The organism is Actinomycetospora straminea, assembly GCF_028737255.1.
GTDB classification, from domain to species: domain Bacteria; phylum Actinomycetota; class Actinomycetes; order Mycobacteriales; family Pseudonocardiaceae; genus Actinomycetospora; species Actinomycetospora straminea.
Window position 1 is genome coordinate 251,346 of record NZ_JAQZAN010000004.1, and the last position, 20,568, is coordinate 271,913.

General features: G+C 74.3%; 17 protein-coding genes. 6 read left to right on the forward strand and 11 right to left on the reverse strand.

Going from position 1 to position 20,568, the window contains the following annotated elements:
* Nucleotides 1-48: 48 nt before the first annotated feature.
* Together gltB and PH190_RS08615 are read left to right on the forward strand one after the other, a co-directional pair.
* Nucleotides 49-4,662: a glutamate synthase large subunit gene (gene gltB, locus PH190_RS08610; RefSeq protein WP_420791604.1), complete on the forward strand. Its 4,614-nt coding sequence runs from the start codon at nucleotides 49-51 to the stop codon at nucleotides 4,660-4,662.
* Nucleotides 4,655-6,178, forward strand: a complete 1,524-nt coding sequence (locus PH190_RS08615; RefSeq protein WP_274231078.1) for a glutamate synthase subunit beta — start codon at nucleotides 4,655-4,657, stop codon at nucleotides 6,176-6,178. The genes gltB and PH190_RS08615 overlap by 8 nt, the downstream gene beginning before the upstream one ends.
* Before the next feature lie 64 nt (nucleotides 6,179-6,242).
* Here the strand turns inward: PH190_RS08615 and PH190_RS08620 are convergent, their stop codons facing one another.
* From PH190_RS08620 to PH190_RS08630, 3 genes are all read right to left on the reverse strand, one after another.
* Nucleotides 6,243-6,629 (reverse strand): nuclear transport factor 2 family protein, encoded by a 387-nt coding sequence (locus PH190_RS08620; RefSeq protein WP_274231079.1) that lies wholly within the window; start codon nucleotides 6,627-6,629, stop codon nucleotides 6,243-6,245.
* A gap of 73 nt (nucleotides 6,630-6,702) precedes the next feature.
* The gene (locus PH190_RS08625; RefSeq protein WP_274231080.1) at nucleotides 6,703-7,509 is read right to left on the reverse strand and encodes an alpha/beta fold hydrolase; all 807 of its coding nucleotides are present in this window, start codon (nucleotides 7,507-7,509) and stop codon (nucleotides 6,703-6,705) included.
* Between the two features lie 97 nt (nucleotides 7,510-7,606).
* Nucleotides 7,607-8,413, reverse strand: a complete 807-nt coding sequence (locus PH190_RS08630) for a peptidylprolyl isomerase (protein ID WP_274231081.1) — start codon at nucleotides 8,411-8,413, stop codon at nucleotides 7,607-7,609.
* A gap of 91 nt (nucleotides 8,414-8,504) precedes the next feature.
* Here PH190_RS08630 and PH190_RS08635 point away from each other — a divergent pair, with 91 nt between their 5' ends.
* Together PH190_RS08635 and hisS are read left to right on the forward strand one after the other, a co-directional pair.
* Nucleotides 8,505-9,197 carry an MBL fold metallo-hydrolase gene (locus tag PH190_RS08635; protein ID WP_274231154.1) on the forward strand — a complete coding sequence of 231 codons (693 nt, stop codon included), beginning with the start codon at nucleotides 8,505-8,507 and terminating at the stop codon, nucleotides 9,195-9,197.
* A complete protein-coding gene (gene hisS, locus PH190_RS08640; protein ID WP_274231082.1) occupies nucleotides 9,194-10,468 on the forward strand; it encodes a histidine--tRNA ligase in 1,275 nt (424 codons plus the stop codon). The genes PH190_RS08635 and hisS overlap by 4 nt, the downstream gene beginning before the upstream one ends.
* Before the next feature lie 92 nt (nucleotides 10,469-10,560).
* Here hisS and PH190_RS08645 read toward each other — a convergent pair whose 3' ends face one another.
* From PH190_RS08645 to PH190_RS08665, 5 genes are read right to left on the reverse strand one after another with little or no spacing between them, the layout of a single operon-like run.
* Nucleotides 10,561-11,424 carry an amidohydrolase family protein gene (locus tag PH190_RS08645; protein ID WP_274231083.1) on the reverse strand — a complete coding sequence of 288 codons (864 nt, stop codon included), beginning with the start codon at nucleotides 11,422-11,424 and terminating at the stop codon, nucleotides 10,561-10,563.
* A complete protein-coding gene (locus PH190_RS08650) occupies nucleotides 11,421-12,275 on the reverse strand; it encodes a 3-hydroxyacyl-CoA dehydrogenase NAD-binding domain-containing protein (RefSeq protein WP_274231084.1) in 855 nt (284 codons plus the stop codon). The genes PH190_RS08645 and PH190_RS08650 overlap by 4 nt, the downstream gene beginning before the upstream one ends.
* Entirely contained in the window at nucleotides 12,272-14,203 is a 1,932-nt protein-coding gene (locus PH190_RS08655) for an acetoacetate--CoA ligase (protein ID WP_274231085.1), read from the reverse strand. The genes PH190_RS08650 and PH190_RS08655 overlap by 4 nt, the downstream gene beginning before the upstream one ends.
* Nucleotides 14,203-14,994, reverse strand: a complete 792-nt coding sequence (locus PH190_RS08660) for a crotonase/enoyl-CoA hydratase family protein (protein WP_274231086.1) — start codon at nucleotides 14,992-14,994, stop codon at nucleotides 14,203-14,205. Before PH190_RS08660 ends, PH190_RS08655 begins: the two co-directional genes overlap by 1 nt.
* Nucleotides 14,991-16,523 (reverse strand): acyl-CoA synthetase, encoded by a 1,533-nt coding sequence (locus PH190_RS08665; protein WP_274231087.1) that lies wholly within the window; start codon nucleotides 16,521-16,523, stop codon nucleotides 14,991-14,993. The genes PH190_RS08660 and PH190_RS08665 overlap by 4 nt, the downstream gene beginning before the upstream one ends.
* 76 nt (nucleotides 16,524-16,599) lie before the next feature.
* Here PH190_RS08665 and PH190_RS08670 point away from each other — a divergent pair, with 76 nt between their 5' ends.
* Nucleotides 16,600-17,046, forward strand: coding sequence for a MarR family winged helix-turn-helix transcriptional regulator (locus PH190_RS08670; RefSeq protein WP_274231088.1), 447 nt, complete (start codon nucleotides 16,600-16,602; stop codon nucleotides 17,044-17,046).
* A 32-nt stretch (nucleotides 17,047-17,078) separates the two neighbouring features.
* Here PH190_RS08670 and PH190_RS08675 read toward each other — a convergent pair whose 3' ends face one another.
* Entirely contained in the window at nucleotides 17,079-17,963 is an 885-nt protein-coding gene (locus PH190_RS08675) for a PaaX family transcriptional regulator (RefSeq protein WP_274231089.1), read from the reverse strand.
* A gap of 111 nt (nucleotides 17,964-18,074) precedes the next feature.
* Here PH190_RS08675 and PH190_RS08680 point away from each other — a divergent pair, with 111 nt between their 5' ends.
* Complete coding sequence (locus PH190_RS08680; RefSeq protein ID WP_274231090.1) at nucleotides 18,075-19,412, forward strand: MFS transporter; 1,338 nt, start codon at nucleotides 18,075-18,077, stop codon at nucleotides 19,410-19,412.
* Nucleotides 19,413-19,415: 3 nt separating this feature from the next.
* On the opposite strand, the gene PH190_RS08685 is transcribed toward PH190_RS08680, so the two are convergent.
* Both PH190_RS08685 and PH190_RS08690 read right to left on the reverse strand, forming a co-directional pair.
* A complete protein-coding gene (locus PH190_RS08685) occupies nucleotides 19,416-19,748 on the reverse strand; it encodes a cupin domain-containing protein (protein WP_274231091.1) in 333 nt (110 codons plus the stop codon).
* On the reverse strand, nucleotides 19,745-20,494 hold the full coding sequence (locus PH190_RS08690) for an ABC transporter substrate-binding protein (RefSeq protein ID WP_274231092.1): 750 nt from the start codon (nucleotides 20,492-20,494) through the stop codon (nucleotides 19,745-19,747). The genes PH190_RS08685 and PH190_RS08690 overlap by 4 nt, the downstream gene beginning before the upstream one ends.
* Nucleotides 20,495-20,568 lie beyond the last annotated feature (74 nt).

Here is a 20,568-nt window from a genome sequence, read left to right on the forward strand (position 1 = left end):
CGTCCCCGGGTCACCCACCACCCGTCCCGTGACGACGAGGAGGCACCGATGGCGGCACTGCCGGGCGCATCGACACCGGGTCGGCAAGGGCTCTACGACCCCGCCCACGAGCACGACGCCTGCGGCGTCGGCGCGGTCGCGCACGCCCGTGGCGTGGCGAGCCACGACATCGTGCGCGACGCCCTGACGGTGCTGCACAACCTCGACCACCGCGGCGCGGCCGGCAGCGAGCCGACCAGCGGCGACGGCGCCGGGATCATGATCCAGGTCCCCGACGCGCTGGTGCGGGCCTCGGTCGACTTCGACCTGCCCGAGCCCCAGCCCTCGCCCGACGGCGGCGCTCCGGTGCTCGCCTACGCCACCGGGCTCGCGTTCCTGCCCGCCGATGCGGACGACCGGGTCAAGGCGGTGTCGCTGCTCGAGCGCATCGCCGCGGAGGAGGGGCTCGACGTCCTCGGCTGGCGCGACCTGCCCGTCGACCCCGACGGCGCCGACGTCGGGTCGGTGGCGCGCGGGGCGATGCCGCACTTCGCGCAGCTCGTCGTGGCGACGCCCGACCGGTCGGCGAGCGGGATCGCGCTCGACCGCCTCGCCTGGATCCTGCGCAAGCGCGTGGAGCGCCAGTCGCGGGAGGAGGGCTGCGGGGTCTACATCGCGTCGCTCTCGAGCCGCACCATGACCTACAAGGGCATGCTGACCACCGACCAGCTGCCCCTGTTCTTCCCCGACCTGCGCGACGAGCGGCTGGTCAGCGCCATCGCCGTCGTCCACAGCCGGTTCTCGACGAACACCTTCCCGAGCTGGCCGCTGGCGCACCCCTACCGGTGCATGGCGCACAACGGCGAGATCAACACGATCCGCGGGAACCGCAACCGCATGCGGGCCCGCGAGGCGCTGCTCGGCACCGACCTCTTCCCGGGCGACCTGCAGCGCGCGATGCCGGTGTCCCCGGAGGACGTGTCGGACTCGGCGAGCCTCGACGAGGTGCTCGAGCTCCTCGTGCTCGGCGGACGCGCCATGCCCCACGCGGTGATGATGATGATCCCCGAGGCGTGGGAGAACCACGCCGAGATGCCCGTCGACCAGCGCGACTTCTACCGGTTCCACGCCACCCTCATGGAGCCGTGGGACGGCCCGGCCGCCGTGGTGTTCACCGACGGCACGCTGATGGGCGCCACCCTCGACCGCAACGGCCTGCGTCCGGCGCGGTGGTGGCACCTCGACGACGACCGCGTCGTGCTCGCCAGCGAGTCCGGCGTCCTCGAGGTCGAGCCGGAGCACGTGCTGGCCAAGGGGCGGCTGCGGCCCGGGCGGATGTTCCTCGTCGACACGCGCGCCGGGGAGATCGTCGACGACGACGCCTACAAGAGCGCGCTCGCCGCCGAGGCGCCGTACGGCGAGTGGCTGCACGCGGGGCTCATCCGGCTCGACGAGCTGCCGGCACGCGAGCACGTCGTGCACACCCACGAGTCGGTGATGCGCCGCCAGCAGACATTCGGCTACACCGAGGAGGAGCAGCGCGTCCTCCTCGCGCCGATGGCGACGACGGGCGCCGAGCCGCTGGGCTCGATGGGCACCGACACGCCCACCGCGGCCCTCTCGTCGCGGGCGCGGATGCTCTACGACTACTTCGTCCAGCTGTTCGCCCAGGTCACGAACCCGCCCCTGGACGCCATCCGCGAGGAGCTCGTGACCTCGATGGCGCGCGCCATCGGCCCCGAGCAGAACCTCTTCCACCCGGGGCCGGCGTCGTGCCGCCAGGTCGTGCTGCCCGACCCGGTGATCGACAACGACGAGCTCGCCAAGCTCATCCACATCAACGACGACGGCGACATGCCCGGCTTCGCCGCCACCGTCATCAGCGGCCTCTACGAGGTCGACGGCGGCGAGGAGGCCCTGCGCGCGGCGCTGGACCGCGTGCGCCGCGAGTCGTCCGAGGCCATCGCCGCCGGCAAGCGCATCCTCGTGCTCTCCGACCGCGACTCCGACGCGCAGTGGGCGCCGATCCCCGCGCTGCTGCTGGTCTCGGCGGTGCACCACCACCTCGTCGCCACCCGGGAGCGCACCCAGGTGGCGCTGGTCGCCGAGTGCGGCGACGCCCGCGAGGTGCACCACGTCGCGCTGCTGCTCGGCTACGGCGCGGCGGCGGTCAACCCGTACCTGGCCTTCGAGTCGATCGAAGACATGATCAACAACGGGTGGCTGCAGGGCGTCGAGTGCGAGCAGGCCGTCCGGAACTTCATCGGCGCGCTGGTCAAGGGCGTGCGCAAGGTGATGTCCAAGATGGGCATCTCCACGGTCTCGGGCTACACCGCGGCGCAGGCGTTCGAGGCGCTCGGGCTGTCGCAGGAGTTCGTCGACGAGTTCTTCTGGGGCACGTCGTCGAAGCTCGGCGGCGGCGGGCTGGACCTCGTCGCCCGCGAGGCCGCCGAGCGCCACCGCCGCGCGTACCCGGACAACCCGGGGGAGCGCAAGCACCGCAAGCTCGAGGTCGGCGGCGAGTACGCCTACCGCCGCGAGGGCGAGCTGCACCTGTTCAGCCCGGAGACCGTGTTCCTGCTGCAGCACTCCACGCGCACCAAGCAGTGGGACGTGTTCAAGAAGTACACGGCCGAGGTCAACCGCCTCATCGAGTCCGGCGGCGCCCTGCGCGGGATGTTCCGGCTGAAGACCGAGGAGCGCACGCCGGTCCTGCTCGACGAGGTCGAGCCGGCGACCGAGATCGTCAAGCGGTTCGCCACCGGCGCGATGTCCTACGGGTCGATCTCCGCCGAGGCGCACACCGACCTCGCGATCGCCATGAACAACATCGGCGGCAAGTCGAACACCGGCGAGGGCGGCGAGGACCCCGTCCGCCTCTACGACCCGTCGAAACGGTCGTCGATCAAGCAGGTCGCGTCGGGGCGCTTCGGCGTGACCAGCGAATACCTGGTCAACGCCACCGACATCCAGATCAAGATGGCGCAGGGCGCCAAGCCGGGGGAGGGCGGCCAGCTCGCCGGCCAGAAGGTCTACCCGTGGATCGCCGAGGTGCGGTACTCGACGCCGGGCGTCGGCCTGATCTCACCGCCGCCGCACCACGACATCTACTCCATCGAGGACCTCAAGCAGCTCATCCACGACCTCAAGAACGCCAACGAGCACGCCCGCATCCACGTGAAGCTGGTGTCCTCGGTGGGCGTCGGGACCGTGGCGGCCGGGGTGGCGAAGGCGCACAGCGACGTCGTGCTCATCTCCGGGTGGGAGGGCGGGACGGGCGCCGCGCCGCTGACCTCGCTCAAGCACGCCGGCGCGCCCTGGGAGATCGGCCTGGCCGACACCCAGCAGACGCTGATGCTCAACGGCCTGCGCGACCGGATCACCGTGCAGGTCGACGGCCAGATGAAGACCGGGCGCGACGTCGTCATCGGCGCCCTGCTCGGCGCCGAGGAGTACGGCTTCTCGACGGCCCCGTTGATCGTCAACGGCTGCATCATGATGCGGGTCTGTCACCTCGACACCTGCCCGGTCGGCGTCGCCACCCAGAACCCCGAGCTGCGCAAGCGCTACACCGGCAAGCCGGAGTTCGTCGAGAACTTCTTCTGGTTCGTCGCCGAGGAGGTCCGCGAGCACCTCGCCGAGCTGGGCTTCCGGTCGCTCGACGAGGCCATCGGGCACGCGGAGCTGATCGACGGCCGGGAGGCCATCGACAACTGGAAGGCGCGCGGCATCGACCTGACGCCGCTGTTCACCGTGCCCGACGTGCCCGAGGGCGCCCCGACCGACCGCATCCGCACCCGCGACCAGGACCACGGCCTGGACCGGGCGCTCGACCGCACGCTGATGCAGCTCGCCGAGGGCGCGCTGGCCGACGCGTCGCCGGTGCGTCTGGAGATGCCGGTCCGCAACGTCAACCGCACCGTGGGCACGCTGACCGGCGCCGAGGTGACCCGTCGCTGGGGCCGCGAGGGGCTGCCCGACGACACGATCCACGTCGAGCTGCACGGGTCGGCGGGCCAGTCGTTCGGCGCGTTCCTGCCGCCCGGCATGACGCTCGACCTCGTCGGCGACGCCAACGACTACCTCGCCAAGGGCCTCTCGGGCGGTCGGGTGATCGTGCGGCCCGACGTCCGGGCCCCGTTCGCCGGGCGCGCCGATGCCCTGGAGCGCGACGAGCACCACGTCATCGCCGGCAACGTCATCGCCTACGGCGCGACCGGCGGCGAGGTGTTCCTGCGCGGGCAGGTCGGCGAGCGGTTCTGCGTGCGCAACTCCGGCGCCCTCGCGGTCGTCGAGGGCACCGGCGACCACGCCTGCGAGTACATGACCGGCGGCCGGGTCGTCGTGCTCGGCGCCACCGGCCGCAACCTCGGGGCCGGGATGTCCGGCGGCATCGCCTACGTGCTCGACCTGCCCGAGGGGCGGGTGAACACCGAGATGGTCTCGCTCGACGCGGTCGACGACGAGGACGCCGACTGGCTGCACGGGGTGGTCGTGCGCCACCGGGAGCTCACCGGTTCGCCGCAGGCGGCGGCCCTGCTGGCCGACTGGGACGACACCGTCCGCCGGTTCACGCGGGTCATGCCCGACGACTTCCGTCGCGTCCTCGACGCGACGCAGCGCGCCCAGGCCGAGGGGCGCGACCCCGACGAGGTGATCATGGAGGTGGCGGCCGGTGGCTGACCCGCGCGGGTTCCTCAAGTACGAGCGGCAGGACAACCCCAAGCGACCGGTCGGGCAGCGCCGCACCGACTGGCACGAGCTCTACGCCTCGCTGACCGACCCGGAGGTCAAGGAGGGCACGCAGACCCAGGCCGCGCGCTGCATGGACTGCGGCATCCCGTTCTGCCACTCCGGCGGCGCGGGCTGCCCGCTCGGCAACCTCATCCCGGAGTGGAACGACCACGTCCGGCGCGGGGAGTGGGCGCGCGCCACCGAGCGGCTGCACGCGACCAACAACTTCCCGGAGTTCACCGGCGCCCTGTGCCCGGCGCCGTGCGAGGCGGCGTGCGTGCTGTCGATCACGAGCCAGCCGGGCGCCGTGGCGATCAAGCGGGTCGAGTGGTCGATCGCCGAGAACGGTTGGGTCGACGGGCACGTCACGCCGCAGCCGCCCGCGATCAGCACCGGCAAGCGGGTCGCCGTCGTGGGCTCGGGACCGGCCGGGCTCGCCGCCGCCCAGCAGCTCACGCGCGCCGGGCACGACGTCACCGTCTACGAGCGCGACGACCGCCTCGGCGGGCTCATGCGCTACGGCATCCCCGAGTTCAAGTTCGAGAAGTGGGAGGTCGACCGACGCCTCGACCAGATGCGCGCCGAGGGCACCCGGTTCGTGACGAACTGCGAGGTCGGGGGCGAGGGCCCGGCCGCCCTGCCCGTCGAGCGGCTGCGCGCCGAGCACGACGCCGTGGTGCTCGCCGTCGGGGCGCTGGCCGGGCGCGACGACCGGACGATCGAGGGCCGCGACCTCGAGGGCATCCACCTCGCGATGGAGTACCTGGTGCCCGCCAACCGCGAGCGCGAGGGCGACGGCCCCTCGCCGATCAACGCGCGCGGCCAGAACGTCGTGATCATCGGTGGCGGCGACACCGGCGCCGACTGCTACGGCACCGCCACCCGGCAGGGCGCGATCGCCGTGCACCAGCTCGACCAGTACCCGCCGCCGCCGCGCACGCGCCAGGACTCCACCTCGCCGTGGCCGACCTGGCCCTACGTGTTCCGCACCCCGCCGGCCCTCGAGGAGGGCGGCGAGCGCCTGTTCGCGACGGCCGTGCGCCGCTTCGTGGGCGACGACCGCGGGCACGTGCGGGCGGTCGAGCTGTCGTCGGTGGAGGTCCGCCGGGACGCCGAGGGGCGCCGCGAGGTCGTGCCGACCAGCGAGGAGGTGCACGAGATGCCGTGCGACCTCGTGCTGTTCTCCATCGGCTTCACCGGCCCCGACGACATGGCGCTCATCCCGGGCCTCGGGATCGAGCGGACGCCGAAGGGCTCGATCGGCTGCGGTTCGGACTGGCAGACCGACGCGCCCGGCGTGTTCGTCTGCGGCGACGCCCACCGCGGCGCCTCGCTGATCGTCTGGGCCATCGCCGAGGGCCGGTCCGCCGCCGCCGCGGTCGACCGCTACCTCGACCCCGACGGCGCGACGGACCTCCCCGCCCCCCTGCACCCCAACGCGGTCCCGCTGAGCCCCGCCGGCTGAGGTGATCGCAGCGAACGTGCTGTTCGCTGCCTCTACGCGCGCGAACTCCCCGTTCGCTCGCGGCTCAGCCGTCCTGGACCGGGGTGATGTGCGTCAGCACGCACCGCCAGCCGTCGGAGCGCCGCACGAACACGTCGGTCGTCCACTCGTCGGCGGGGATGTCCTGCCCGCCGTACTGCGCGGTGGACAGGACCCGCACGGTCAGCACCGCGGTGTCGCCGTGCACCCGCACCCGCCGCTCGCCGACGCCCTCCATGCGCGTGTGCCCGAGGACGCCGGAGCGGACGTACGAGAGGAAGTCCGCGCGGGTCGTCACCCCCGACCACGAGACGATGACCCAGTCGTCGTCCATGTACCCGGCGATGCGGTCGGCGTCGTCGGAGACGATCGCCTCGCTCCAGGCGTCGGCGAGGGCGATCAGCTCCTGCGCGGTCGTGTCCGTCGTCGTCATGGACCGACGGTAGGACCCGGGGGGATCGGGCGTCTTGGACGAACCGGACCCACGCCCGGGCCTACGCCCGAACCTATGCCCGGACCACCGCCACCTCGTCCACGAACGCCGCCACGGCCTCGTGCACGGCGTCGCGGTCGTGCTCGTTGAGGACGTCGTGGAGGTCGCCGGGGAACGTCACCACCCGGGCGTCGGGCAGCTGGTCGGCGATCAGCCGGGCGTGCTCCACCGGCACGACCGGGTCCGCCTCGCCGTGCACCAGCAGCACCGGCACCCCGGGGCGCCGACCGGCCAGCCCGTCGGCGACCTCGGGCCAGGTGTCCGTGACCGCCTGCAGCGTCTCCCGCCGGAACCCCCCGTGGTGGGTCAGCGGGTCGTGGAGCAGGGCGTCCACGTACTCGGGGTGCGTGCTCAGCATTTCCCGCGGGTCCTCGACGGGGAGCTCCGCCTCACCGAGCGCGAGCCACTCGGGGATCCACTCCTGGGCGATCGCCGGTGGCGCGGACATCACCACCGCGTCGGCGACCTCGGGCGACCGGAGCGCGAGCAGCAGGGCCGCCAGGGCACCACCCGAGTGGCCGACCAGCGTCAGCGGCACCTGCGGGTGGTCGGCGCGGGCGATCCCCGCGAGGGTCCGGGCGTCGTCGACCAGCAGGTCCCACGACGCGATGAGCGCACGCTCGCCCTCGCTGCGCCCGTGGCCGACCGCGTCGAGGGCGTACACGGCCTGCCCCTGCGCCGTGAGCCGCCGCGCCAGGGCGTCGTAGAGACCGAGGTGCTCGCCGTAGCCGTGCAGCAGCACGACCGTGCCGCGGACCGGGGCCTGCGGTGACCAGCGGTCGTGGAAGACGGAGCCGGCGGAGCCGGGGAACGTGGGCATGGCGGGTCCTCCCGTCGGGTCCCGCGCCGGGTGGTCCGGCGCGATGACCCGACGGTGGCGCCCCGCACTGTCAGGACGCTGCCGGGACGCTGCCGGTCTACGGCGCGGGCGGGGCCGCCACGACGGCGCGCTGGATCTGCACCGGGATGGTCGGGGCGCCGCCGCCCGCCTGGTTGGAGCCGTCGTCGCCGCCCGCGCCGACGCGGTCGAGGACGGCGAGCCCCTCGCTCGCGATCCGCCCGATGACCGAGTACTCCGGCGGCAGCGCCGAGTCGCCGTAGACGAGGAAGAACTGGCTGCCGGTCGAGCCGGGCTGGGAGCTCTTGGCCATGGCGACGAGGCCGCGCGCGTACGTCGAGGCCTGGCCCTCGGCCCCCGGGTAGGGCGGCAGGCCCTGCGGGGGCTCCTCGGCGTACTGGTAGCCGGGACCGCCCGCGCCGGAGCCGGTCGGGTCGCCGCACTGGAGCACCTGCAGGCCCTGGCCGGTCACGAGCCGCGGACAGGGCGTGTCGTCGTAGAAGCCCTGGGACGCGAGGCTGACCACGGCGTTCACCGCGCAGGGGGCCGACGCGCGGTCGAGGGTCAGCGGGATCGCGCCCTGCGAGGTCTGCAGGGTCACGTCGACCGTCCCGGTGGCCGGCGGGTTCGGGTCCGGCGGGGTGTTGGGCTTCGCCGCGGGCTCCGACGGGTTGTACCGGCACGCCGGGGCGGCGACGGGCTCGGGCTCGCTCGGGCCCGAGACCAGGAAGTACACGCCCGCCGCGACGGCGACGACGGCCACCACCGCCACCACGGAGATCAGCGTCAGGCGCTGACGACGGCGCTTGGCCCGCTCGGCCCGCCGTTCGATCTGGCGTTCCAGCTTGCGCTTGGCGGCCTTCCGGCGCTGCTCGTTCGTCGGCACGGCGGACATCGTAGGAACCGCGCCGGGCGGTCCCCGTGAGGGTCTCGACTAGGCTGGTCGGGTCGAGGAATCCGTGGAGGAGGACGAGGACGTGCTGGTCGAGGCCTTCGCGGCCGGGGTGTTCCAGACCAACTGCTTCGTGGTCGCGCCCGGCCCCGGGGAGTCCGCGGTGGTCGTCGACCCGGGCCAGGACGCCGAGGAGGGGCTGCGCGAGGTGCTCGCGCGCCACCGGCTGACCCCGGTCGCGGTGCTGCTGACCCACGGGCACATGGACCACATGTGGTCGGTCACGCCCGTCTGCGACGGTGACGACATCCCCGCCTGGATCCACCCCGAGGACCGGCACATGCTCGCCGACCCGCTCGGCTCGGTCGGGCCGATGGGGCAGCAGATCGCGGCGATGTACCCGGGCCTGGAGTTCCGCGAGCCGCGCTCGGTGGAGGTCCTCGCCGACGGCGCCGAGCTGGAGCTCGCCGGGCTGCGCCTCACCGTCGACCACACGCCCGGCCACACCCGGGGCTCGGTGGTGTTCCGGTCGGCCACCGAGGAGGGCCAGCCGTTCCTGCTGGCCGGCGACACGCTCTTCCAGGGAAGCATCGGGCGCACCGACCTGCCCGGCGGGAACAGCGAGGAGATGATGGCGTCGCTGCGCGACAAGATCCTCTCGCTGCCCGACGAGACCGCGGTGCTGCCCGGCCACGGCCCGATGACCACCGTCGGCCAGGAGCGCACCTCCAACCCGTTCGTGCAGGGCCTGACGAGCGCGCCCGGGCGTCACCTGTGAGCGCGCAGGTCCCGCCCGGCGGCTTCGCCGCGCCCAAGGGCATCCCGGAGTACGTCGGTCCCGAGTTCACCGCCGTCCGCGACACGCTCGTCCGCGAGGCCGACCGCGCCGGCTACGCCCACATCGAGCTGCCCGTCTTCGAGGACACCGCGCTCTACGCCCGCGGCGTGGGCGAGTCGACCGACGTCGTGTCGAAGGAGATGTACTCGTTCGACGACCGCGGCGGCCGCTCGGTGACCCTGCGCCCCGAGGGCACCGCCGGCGTCGTCCGGTCGGTGATCGAGCACGGCCTCGACAAGGGCGGGCTGCCGGTCAAGCTGCGCTACGCCGGGCCGTTCTTCCGCTACGAGCGCCCGCAGGCCGGGCGGTTCCGCCAGCTCCAGCAGGTGGGCGTCGAGGCCATCGGCGTCGACGACCCGGCCCTCGACGCCGAGGTCCTCGCCGTCGCCGACGCCGGATTCCGCGCGCTGGGCCTGCGCGGCTACCGCCTCGAGATCACGAGCCTCGGCGACGCCACGACCCGCCCGCAGTACCGCGCCGAGCTGACCCGCTTCCTCGAGAAGCTCGACCTCGACGAGCCCACCCGCGAGCGCGCCCGCATCAACCCGCTGCGGGTGCTCGACGACAAGCGCCCCGAGGTCCGCGCCCAGCTCGAGGGTGCCCCGCTCATGGTCGACCACCTCTCCGACGAGGCGGCCGCGCACCACGCCGCGGTGAAGCGGTACCTCGACGACCTGGGCGTCGCGTACGTCGAGAACCCGTGGATGGTGCGCGGGCTCGACTACTACACGAAGACGACCTTCGAGTTCGTCCACGACGGCCTGGGCTCGCAGTCGGGCATCGGCGGCGGCGGGCGCTACGACGGGCTCATGGCCGAGCTCGGCGGGCCGGCCCTGTCGGGCGTCGGCTTCGGTCTCGGTGTCGACCGGGCCCTGCTCGCGTGCCGCGCCGAGGAGGCCGGCCACGAGGCCGCCGGCCGGGTCGAGGTGTTCGGGGTGCCGCTGGGGGAGTCGGCGAAGGAGCGCCTGATCGGCATCGTCGGGGCGCTCCGGCGCGCCGGCATCCGCGCGGACCTCGCCTACGGCAACCGCGGGCTCAAGGGCGCGATGAAGGCCGCCGACCGCTCCGGGGCCCGCTACGCGCTCGTGCTCGGGGACCGCGACCTCGAGGCCGGCGAGATCCAGCTCAAGGACCTCGCCGACGGCAGCCAGACCGCCATCGCGCTCGACGGCGCCGCGGCCGCGGTCGACCGGGCGCTGTCCGGCTCCTGATCAGCCCACGGTGACGGCCGCGCGCTGCGGGTCGGGCGTCAGCAGCGCCGTCGTGGGCGCGGGGTGGAACAGCGGGGCTCCCGGACGCCAGGTCAGGCCAGCCCCAGCACCCGGGCCGCGTTGTCCTTGAGGATCGCCGGGCGCACGTCGTCCCGGATGTCCAGCTCGGCGAAGTCCCGCAGCCAGCGGTCGGGCGTGATCACCGGGAAGTCGGAGCCGAACAGCACCTTGTCGCGCAGCTGCCGCGACGCCGCGCGGACCAGCTGCGGCGGGAAGTACTTCGGCGACCAGCCCGAGAGGTCGATGTAGACGTTCGCCTTGTGCCCCGCGATCGAGATCGCCGCGTCCTGCCACGGCACCGAGGGGTGGGCGAAGATCATGGTCAGCGACGGGAAGTCCGCGGCGACGTCGTCGAGCAGCATCGGGTCCGAGTAGCGCAGCTTGAGCCCCGCGCCGCCGGGCAGGCCCGCGCCGATGCCCGTCTGGCCGGTGTGGAAGAGCGCGGGCACGCCGGCCTCGGCGATCGCCTCGTAGAGCGGGTAGAAGACACGGTCGTTGGGCTCGAAGCCCTGCAGCGTGGGGTGGAACTTGAAGCCGCGCGCCCCCTGCTCGACCAGCCGCCGGACGCGCGCGACCGACGCCCGCCCGCCGTGCGGGTCGACGGAGCCGAACGGGATGAGCACGTCGGGGAACGCCGACGCCCGCTCGACGATCTCCTCGCTCGACAGCGGCGGGTGCCCGGTCTGCGCGGGGGCGTCGACGGTGAACACGACCGCGGCCATCGACCGCTCGCGGTAGTGCGCGGCGATCGCCTCGACGGTCGGCGTGCGGTCCTGGTCGCTGCGGAAGTAGGCCGCCGAGGCGTCGAGCAGCTCGTCGGTCAGGGCGAAGCAGCCGTGGGCGTCCTGCTCGACGTGGGTGTGGACGTCGATGGCGGTGAGGTCCTCGATGTTCATCGGCTCTCCCTCGCGGTCAGGACGGCCCGGATGACGGCGTCGCGCCGGGCGAGCAGGGTGTCGGGGTCGGTGCCCTCGACGGCCTCGGTGACCTGCGTGACGAGGCGGTCGGCGAGCTCCGGGGTCATGGTCGGGCTGCCGAGGTCGCCCCAGAGCGCCTCGGTGCCGGGGTGCAGGTGCTCGAGGACGTGCCCGAGGCCGCCGGGCCCACCGGAGAGGTGCTGGCCGGTGATCGGCCCGACGGCGGCCCAGCGCAGCCCGGGACCCTCGGTGATGGCGGTGTCGACGTCGGCGACCGTCGCCACCCCGCGCTCGACCAGCGAGTACGCCTCGCGCCACAGGGCGGCCTGGAGCCGGTTGGCGAGGTGGCCGGGGAGCTCGGCGCGCAGGCGCAGCGGCGTGCGCCCCACGCCCGCGTAGAACGCCATCGCGGCGTCGACGGCGGCCTCGGACGTCGCCTCCCCGGGCACGACCTCGACGAGCGGCACGAGGTGCGGCGGGTTGAACGGGTGCCCGACGAGCACCCGCTCGGGGTGGCCGGGCACCCCGCGGGCGAGGTCGGTGGGCCGCAGCATCGACGAGCTGCTGGCGATGACGACCTCGGGGCGGGTCGCGGCGTCGAGCGTCGCGAGCAGGGTGTGCTTGAGCTCCAGGCGCTCGGGGCCGTTCTCCTGGACGAAGTCGGCGCCGTCGACGGCCTCGGCGGGGTCGGGGGTGAAGGCCACGCCGTCGGGGAGCCGTTCCGCGGCACCCGTCGCGGGGTCGGTGGCGACGACCTCGTGGCCGTGGGCGAGGAACAGGCGCGCCCAGCTCACGCCGATGACGCCGGTCCCGACGACCGCGACCCTCATGACCGCGCCAGCGGGACGAACGCGTCCAGCGCGGAGGCGTCGGCCAGCGAGTCGCGGGAGGCGACGGCGTCGGGGTCGGCGCCGAGCAGGATCCGCTTGGCGGGCACCTCGAGCTTCTTGCCGGTGCGGGTGCGCGGCACGGCGGGGATCGCGTGGACGTGGTCGGGGACGTGGCGGGGCGAGAGCGCGGAGCGCAGCTCGGCGCGGACCCGGGCGACGAGCGCGTCGTCGACCTGCTGCCCGGGCGCCGGCACCACGAACAGCAGCAGCTCGCCCGGGCCGCCGGCCGGGTCCTCGAGGTGCACGACGAGGCTGTCGGCGACCTCGGGCATCTCCTCGACGACGGCGTAGAACTCCGCGGTCCCGAGCCGCACGCCGCCGCGGTTGAGCGTCGCGTCGGAGCGCCCGGAGACGACGACCGAGCCCGACGGGGCGAACCGCACCCAGTCGCCGTGGCGCCAGACGCCGGGGTAGGTGTCGAAGTAGGCCGCGCGCAGCCGCGAGCCGTCGGGGTCGTTCCAGAAGCAGAGCGGCATCGACGGCATCGGCGCGCGGATGACGAGCTCGCCGCGCTCGCCGACGACCTCGTGGCCGTCCGGGTCGAAGGCGGCCGCGTCGACCCCGAGCTCCGGGCCGGAGATCTCGCCCTCGACCACCTCCTGCCACGGCCCGCCCTGGACGATGCCGGTGCAGACGTCGGTGCCGCCGCTGCCGACGAGCAGCAGGACGTCGGGGCCGAACTCCTCGGCGACCCAGCGGTAGCCCTCGGGCGGCAGCGGGCTGCCGGCCACGCAGACCTGGCGCAGGGGCCCGAGATCGTTCTCGCGCGCGGGGTGGACGCCCTGGGCTCGGCACGCCATGAGGAAGCCGGGGGAGGCGCCGAAGTGCGTCGCCCCGGCCCGCGCGGCCAGCCGCCACTGCCAGGACACGTCGGGGTGCAGCGGATTGCCGTCGACGAGGATCAGCGTCGCGCGGTGCAGCAGGCCGCTGACCAGCGCGTTCCACATCATCCAGGCGGTCGTCGTGAACCAGAGCATCCGATCGCCGGGCTGCACGTCCCACGCGAGGCCGTGGTTCTTGAGGTGCTCGACGGTGATGCCGCCGTGCCCGTGGACGATCGCCTTCGGCGGGCCGGTGGTGCCCGAGGAGAAGAGCACCACGAGCGGGTGGTCGAACGGGACCGCGTCGTAGGCGGGCTCGGCGGGGGTGCCGACGAGCTCGTCCCACGGCGTCGCGTCCGGCACCGAGCCGGGGCCGTAGGGGATCGCGACGACGTGGCGCACGGTCGGCAGCGCGGCGCGGACGGTCGCGACCTCGTCGGTGCGGTCGATGGGCTTGTCGCCGTAGACGTAGCCGCCGACCGCGAGCAGGACCGCCGGCTCGATCTGCGCGAACCGGTCGACCACGCTGCGCGCCCCGAACTCGGGCGCGCACGAGGCCCACACCGCGCCCAGGCTCGCCGCGGCGAGGTGGGCGACGACGGTCTCGGGGATGTTCGGGGCGTAGGCGACGACCCGGTCGCCGCGGCGGACCCCGAGGCGCTGGAGGCCCGCGCGGGCCCGGGCCACGCCGTCGCGCAGCTCGGCCCACGTCCAGGTCCGGTCGTCGCGAGTCTGGGAGTGGGCGAGGAGGGCCGGGCCGTCGGGGTCGACGCCGTCGTGCGCCAGGGCCTGCTCGGCGTAGTTCAGCGTGGCGCCCGGGAACCACTGCGCGCCCGGCATCTCCCGCTGCGCAAGCACGGCGGCCGGGGCGTCGTGGAAGCGCACGCCGAAGAAGTCGGCGACCGCGGACCAGAAGCCGTCGAGGTCGGTGACCGACCAGTGGTGCAGGGCGGCGTAGTCGTCGAACCGCAGCCCCCGCTCGCTCGCGAGGTACGCGACGAAGCGGGCGGTGACGGTGCCCTCGGGCGGCGGAGTCGGGGGCGCCATCAGCGGACCTTCCCGGCGCGGCCGGCGAGGAAGGCCGTCATGCGGTCCTGGGCCTCGCTGCTGCTCGAGGAGATCGCGGCCATGAGCGCCTCCATGAGGTAGCCCTCCTCGTCGCGGGCGGCGGCGATGCGGGGCAGGGCCTGCAGGACGGCGAACGTGCTGACCGGCGGGTTCTCGGCGACGCGGTGGGCCAGCTCGAGGGCCTTCGCGAAGCCGCCGCCCGGCTCGGTCCGGTAGGTGGCGACGCCGAGGGCGAGCGCCTCCTCGGCGTCGAGGACGCGGCCGGTGAGCATCATGTCGGTCATCCGCGGCACCCCGATGAGCTTGGGGATGCGCACCGACCCGCCGCCGCCGACGAACAGGCCGTGCCGGCCCTCGGGCAGCGCGAAGAACGCGCTGGGCTCGGCGACGCGGATGTGGGTGGCCGCCGCGAGCTCCAGCCCGCCACCGACGACGGCGCCCTTGAGCACGGTGACGACCGGCAGGCGGCCGTGCTCGATGCGGTCGAAGACGCGGTGCCAGAACCGGGAGTGCTCGACCCCGGTGACGGCGTCGGTGGCGCCGAGCTCGGCGAGGTCGAGGCCCGCGCAGAAGTGGTCGCCCTCGGCGTCGAGGACCACGGCGCGCACGTCGGCCGGCGGCGCGGTGAAGAACGTCTCGAGGCCGCGCACGGTGGTGTCGTCGAGCGCGTTGCGCTTGGCGGGCCGGGCGAGCCGCAGGACGGCGACCGGCCCGTCGCGGTGGAGGCTCAGGGACCGGGGCAGCAGGGACGCGACCTGGGAATCGTTCATCGGACTCCTCCCGCGGCGGGGACCGCACGCCCCCGCAGCTCCACACGACGGATCTTGCCGGTCGCGTTGCGGGGCAGCGCGTCGACGGCGACCAGGTACTTCGGGATCTTGTAGCGCGCCAGGTGCGCCTCGAGGTGGGCGCGCAGCGCCTCCTCGTCGAGCTCCCGGCCCGGGCGCAGCTGCACGTAGGCGGCGCCGACCTCGCCCCAGCGCTCGTCGGGCACCCCCACGACGGCGGCGTCGGCGACCTCGTCGCGCCGGACGAGGACGGCCTCGACCTCCGCGGGGTAGACGTTCTCGCCGCCGGAGATGATGACGTCCTTGACCCGGTCGACCACGTCGGCCCAGCCGTCGTCGTCGACGCGCAGGACGTCGCCGGTGCGGAACCAGTCGCCGTCGACGAACGCGGCCGCGGACTCGGCGGGGCGCTCCCAGTAGCCGCCGAAGACGTGCGGGCCGCGGACGAGCAGCTCGGCGGGCTCGCCGGCCAGGTCGTCGCGGACGCCGTCGCGCAGCATCGCGGTGTCGGTGAAGAAGTGCGGGACGCCGACCGAGACGGGGCGGCCGGGGTCGCCCTCGCGGGGCACCATGCACACGCCCGGCGACGCCTCGGTCATCCCGTAGCCCTGCTGCAGGCGCACGCCGCGCTCGAGCCAGGCGCGGGCGACGCGCTCCTGCACGGGCGAGCCGCCGTAGAGCACCGTGTGCAGCGTGCCGAGCTCCGCGGCCTCCCAGCCCGGGTCCTCGACCATCATCTGCAGCATCGTCGGCACCGCGGAGAAGCTCGTGATGCCCGCGGCGCCGATGCGGGCGAGCACGGCGCCCGGGTCGAAGCGGGGGAGCGGTTCGACCGACCCGCCCTTGAGCAGGGTCGGCAGGGTGATCTGGCCGAGGCCCACGCAGTGGAACAGCGGCGCGATGCACAGGGCGCGGTCGGTGCTCGTGACGTCGGTGTCCGCGAGCTGGTTGATCGTGTTCCAGGTGAGGTTGCCGTGGCTGAGGACCGCGGCCTTCGGGCGCCCGGTGGTGCCCGAGGTGTAGAGGAGGATCGCGGGGCTCTCGGGGCCGACGTCGGGCGCGTCGTCGAGCGCGGGGCCGCGGCTCGCGACATCCTCGAAGCCGGTGTCGGTCCAGGTCACCGGGCAGGACGGGGCGGCCGCCGCCACGAGCGCCGCGGCGTCCTCGCCGGCGACGAGGAGCGCGGCGCCGGAGTCGGCGAGCATGTAGGCGATCTCGGCGGGGGCGAGACGGTGGTTGAGGGGAACGACGATCGCGCCGAGGCGCCAGACCGCGAAGAAGGTCTCGAGCACGCTCACGGCGTTGACGCCGACCTGGGCGACCCGGTCGCCGGGCCCGACGCCCCGGGCGCGCAGGTCCGCGGCGAGGCGGTCGACGCGCGCGGCGAGCTCGCCGTAGGTCAGCGTCCGGTCGGGGCCGACGAGCGCCGGGCGGTGCGCGGCGGCCCGCGCCCGGCGGGCCGGCCACGTCCCCAATCCGGGGACGAGGGCAGCGCGCGGCGTCGCGCTCATGGCAGACTCCTCGAAGTATCAGGAATCTTGATACTAGAACGCGTCCCGCGCGAGCGGAAGTGGATGGGGGGCGACGGTGGCGGCACCGGGCGAGCGGGGGGAGTCGGCCTCGGGACCGTCGCTGCTCTACGCGGTCAAGCAGGTCGAGCTCGCGGTGCGGGCGCGTCTCGACGACCTGCTGCGCGGCACCGGCGTGACGGTGCCGCAGTGGACCGCCCTGACCGTCCTCGCCCGCCGTGAGGGGCAGACCGGCGCGGAGCTCGCCCGCAACGCGTTCGTGAGCCCGCAGGCGATGGGCGACCTGCTCGCCGCCCTCGAGCGCGGGCACTGGATCACCCGCACCCCCGACCCCACCCACGGGCGCCGCGTGCTCATCGGGCTCTCCGACGAGGGCCGCGCGCTGCTCGCCCGCGTCGAACCCGGCGCCGCGGACGTCGAGGAGCGCATGGTCACCGGCCTCGCCCCCGACGACCGCGCCGCCCTGCGCACCCTGCTCAACCGCTGCCGCACCAACCTCATGTGAGTGCTTTTCACGGCTGTAGCCGTGAAAAGTACTCACATGGGCCGGTCGGTCGCCTCCTCGTCGGGGATGACGTCGAGGGCGGCGGCGCCGGCGCGGGCGCCGGGCTCGAAGGTCGTGTACAGGTCGCGGAAGAGGGCGTGGGCGGGCTCGGCGGGCCAGTCGAGCGGCAGGTGGCGCCGGGGCAGCCGGGGGTCGCGGCGGATCGCCTGGAGCCAGTCGGTCTGCAGCACGAGCTGCGCCGCGAGCGGGTCGGGCAGGTGCGGGCGCGTCGCCGGGTCGCCCCAGCGGGCCCGGAACGCTTGGTAGCGCGCGGCGAGCGCCGGCAGGTCCCAGGCGTCGCGGACCAGCGCGTCGACGTCGGTCCCGTCCAGCGCCCGCGCCCCGAACGCGCGCAGCCGCCCGTCCAGGCCGAGGCCCTCGGCGAGCGCCCGCACGTCGACGTCCCCCGGCGCGATCCACAGCCCGCCCTGCAACGGCCCGAACCCGGCCCAGGACAGGCGCGCACGCAGCAGGTGCCGCTCGCGGGCCCAGGCCTCGGGCAGCGAGAACGACAGCAGCGTCCACGACCCGTCCCAGTGGGTGTTGACGACGTCGGTGCGCCAGATCCGGGCGTCGCCGTCGCGCAGGACCTCGCGGGTGACGGGCGTCGGGCCGACGTAGACCTGCCGGCCGCGGCGCACGCGGTGGATCTGGTCGCGGCGCGCCATGCGGCTGACCGTCGAGCGGGTCGCGTGCTCGGAGACCCCGGCGCGGCCGAGGACGTCGACGAGGCTGCTCGTGGCCACGTGCACGCCGCGGCCGAGCAGGTAGCCGCCGAGGAAGGTCAGCAGGATCGCCTGGGGGCGGGGCGCGTCGAGGTCCGGCTCGGCGTCGGGCACCCCGGCTTCGACGTCGACCTCGTGCTGCGCCTCGGACACGCGCCGGAGCGTAGCGTCATGATGTTGGGCAGATCGTTGACGGTCGTTGGTCAGCTGCCTACATTGGCTCGGACATCCCGTGACCCCGACCACACGACGAGGAGGTCCGGCGTGGCCGAGGCCGACGCCCGCTCGCGGACCCAGCTCCGGCGGGCGGTGCTGTCCAGCTACCTGGGCAGCGTCATCGAGTACTACGACTTCCTGCTCTACGCGACGGCGTCGGCGGTCGTGTTCGCGAAGGTCTTCTTCTCGACGCTCGACCCGCTGGTCGGCACCGTCGCGAGCTTCGGGACGCTCGCCACCGGCTACCTCGCGCGGCCCCTCGGAGGCGTGCTCTTCGGGCACTTCGGCGACCGCGTCGGGCGCAAGAAGATGCTGGTCGTGACGATGACGCTCATGGGCGTCGTCAGCGTCCTCATCGGCGTGCTGCCCACCTACGCCCAGATCGGCGTGTGGGCACCGATCCTGCTGGTGCTGCTCCGCGTGCTGCAGGGTGTCGCGGTCGGCGGCGAGTGGGGCGGCGCGGTGCTGATGTCCGCGGAGCACGCGACCTCGCGGCGGGGCCTGTGGGCGAGCTTCACCAACGCCGGCGCTCCCAGCGGCATGGTGCTCTCCACCGCCGCGCTCGCCGGGGCCGCGGCGGTCGCGGGGGAACAGGGCTTCCTGGCCTGGGGCTGGCGCGTCCCGTTCCTGCTCAGCGCGGTGCTGCTCGCGGTGGGCCTGTTCGTCCGTGCCCGCGTCGAGGAGACGCCGGTGTTCACCCGCGCGCAGTCCGGGGCGCCCTCGAGGCCCCCGCTGGTCGAGGTGCTGCGCCGCCCGCGCAACCTCGTCCTCTCGATCGGCATCGGCTTCGGCGCGTTCGTCGCGCAGGGCGTGCTCACGACCTTCGTCATCGCCTACGCCGTGCAGGCCGGGTTCGCCCGGCAGACCGTGCTCAACGCGCTCACGATCTCCTCGATCACCGCGGTGTTCGGGATCATCGGCTTCGCGGCGCTGTCGGACCGCGTCGGGCGCCGGCCCGTCGTGCTCGTCGGGGCGCTGGCGATGACGGTGTGGGCCTTCCTGCTGTTCCCGTTGGTCGACTCCGGGTCCGCCGCCCTGCTCGTGCTCGGCGTCGTCGTCGGTCAGGGCGTGGTGCACGCGGCGATGTACGGCCCGCTGGCCGCGCTCTACACCGAGCTGTTCTCCACGCGCGCCCGCTACACCGGCGCCTCGCTGGGCTACCAGATCGCCGGGATCGGCGCGGGCCTCGGCCCGGTCATCTTCGCCGGCGTCCTGCAGGGCACCGGCAGCCCGGTGCTGGTGTCGGTCGTCATCGCCGCGTGCTGCCTGCTCACCGTGGGATGCGTGCTGGCCGCCGGCGAGACCAGCCACCGCGGGCTCGACGACGCTGGTGCGGACGACCGGCACGCCGCCGCCCGTCCCCGGGCCGACTCGACGAACGTGTGAGGGTCAGCCGGGTCCGTCGGCGAGCTCGACGTACACCCGGCGCCAGGGCTGGTCGTCGATCAGCTCCCAGCGGTGGCCGCCGCCGGCGGTGTCGTCGGCCAGGAGGACGTCGCCCGGCCCGAGCACGAAGCTGCTGCCGTCCCGGGTGGTGAACCGCAGGGTGCCGGTCAGCGTGATGACGTACTGCCGGCACGGGGCGTCGTGCCAGTCCAGGGCGCTGCCCGCCGGCGACTCCTGGGCGTGGACGCGCCGGGCGCCGCTCGTCTCCGGGAGCCCCGTGTCCACCCGGAACCGGGACTGCCCGTCCTCGGTCCACAGGTGGACGAGGCGGCTCACGACAGCACCGCGGTGGTGGTGCCGGGGGCGTCGGTCCCGAGCCACTGCCGGCCGAGGCGGGCGAGGGTGCCGTCACCGCGCAGCTCGTCGAGGACGCCGTCGATCCGGTCGGCCAGCGCGCCGTCGTCGCGGCGCACGGCCACGCCGATCTCCTCCTGCGTGATGCCGGTCTGGACGACGGCGAGGTCCGGGCGGTCGCGGGTGAGCCAGCGCATGACCGGCTCGAGCTTCATGAAGCCGTCGATCCGCCCGGCGGCGACGTCGTCCAGCGCGGTGAGGATGTCGTGGTAGGCGTAGTGCCGCACGGCCGCGATCCGGCCCGTGCGCGCGAGCTCCTCGGCCACCGGCTCGGAGGTGTTGCCGCGCTGCACCCCGACCGTGCCGCCCGCGAGGTCGTCGACGCCGTGGGCGTCGGGGTGGTGACGCCGGTCGACGACGAGGCTCTGGCCGGAGCGCACGTGCGGGCGGCAGAACCGGGCCAGCGTCCGGCGGTGCGGGGTGATCGTCGCCCCGGAGGCCACGACGTCGTACTCGTCGCGCTCGAGGCCGGCGAAGATGCCGTCGAAGTCGTCGGCCTCGTAGCGCACGAGCACGTACTCCCGCCCCAGGCGCCGTGCCACCTCCTGCATGACGGCCGGATCGAAGCCGACGGCGCCGTCCGTGCCGGCCGTGTCCACCGTGCCGTCCAGCTCGAACGGTGGGTCGGGCAGCGCCGACCCGACCCGCAGCGGGGCGCTCTCGTCCACGGGCGACAGCGTGCCGTACGGGACCGCTGGTCGGCGATCGTCACCCGATCGTCACCCACGGACTTCACACCTGC

Bases quoted from the DNA above. Each gene is read 5' to 3' on its own strand.
- gltB (WP_420791604.1), top strand. From the start codon at position 49: ATGGCGGCACTGCCGGGCGCATCGACACCGGGTCGGCAAGGGCTCTAC.
- PH190_RS08620 (WP_274231079.1), bottom strand. From the start codon at position 6,629: ATGACGACGACGGACACGACCGCGCAGGAGCTGATCGCCCTCGCCGAC.
- PH190_RS08625 (WP_274231080.1), bottom strand. From the start codon at position 7,509: ATGCCCACGTTCCCCGGCTCCGCCGGCTCCGTCTTCCACGACCGCTGG.
- PH190_RS08645 (WP_274231083.1), bottom strand. From the start codon at position 11,424: ATGAACATCGAGGACCTCACCGCCATCGACGTCCACACCCACGTCGAG.
- PH190_RS08650 (WP_274231084.1), bottom strand. From the start codon at position 12,275: ATGAGGGTCGCGGTCGTCGGGACCGGCGTCATCGGCGTGAGCTGGGCG.
- PH190_RS08655 (WP_274231085.1), bottom strand. From the start codon at position 14,203: ATGGCGCCCCCGACTCCGCCGCCCGAGGGCACCGTCACCGCCCGCTTC.
- PH190_RS08660 (WP_274231086.1), bottom strand. From the start codon at position 14,994: ATGAACGATTCCCAGGTCGCGTCCCTGCTGCCCCGGTCCCTGAGCCTC.
- PH190_RS08665 (WP_274231087.1), bottom strand. From the start codon at position 16,523: ATGAGCGCGACGCCGCGCGCTGCCCTCGTCCCCGGATTGGGGACGTGG.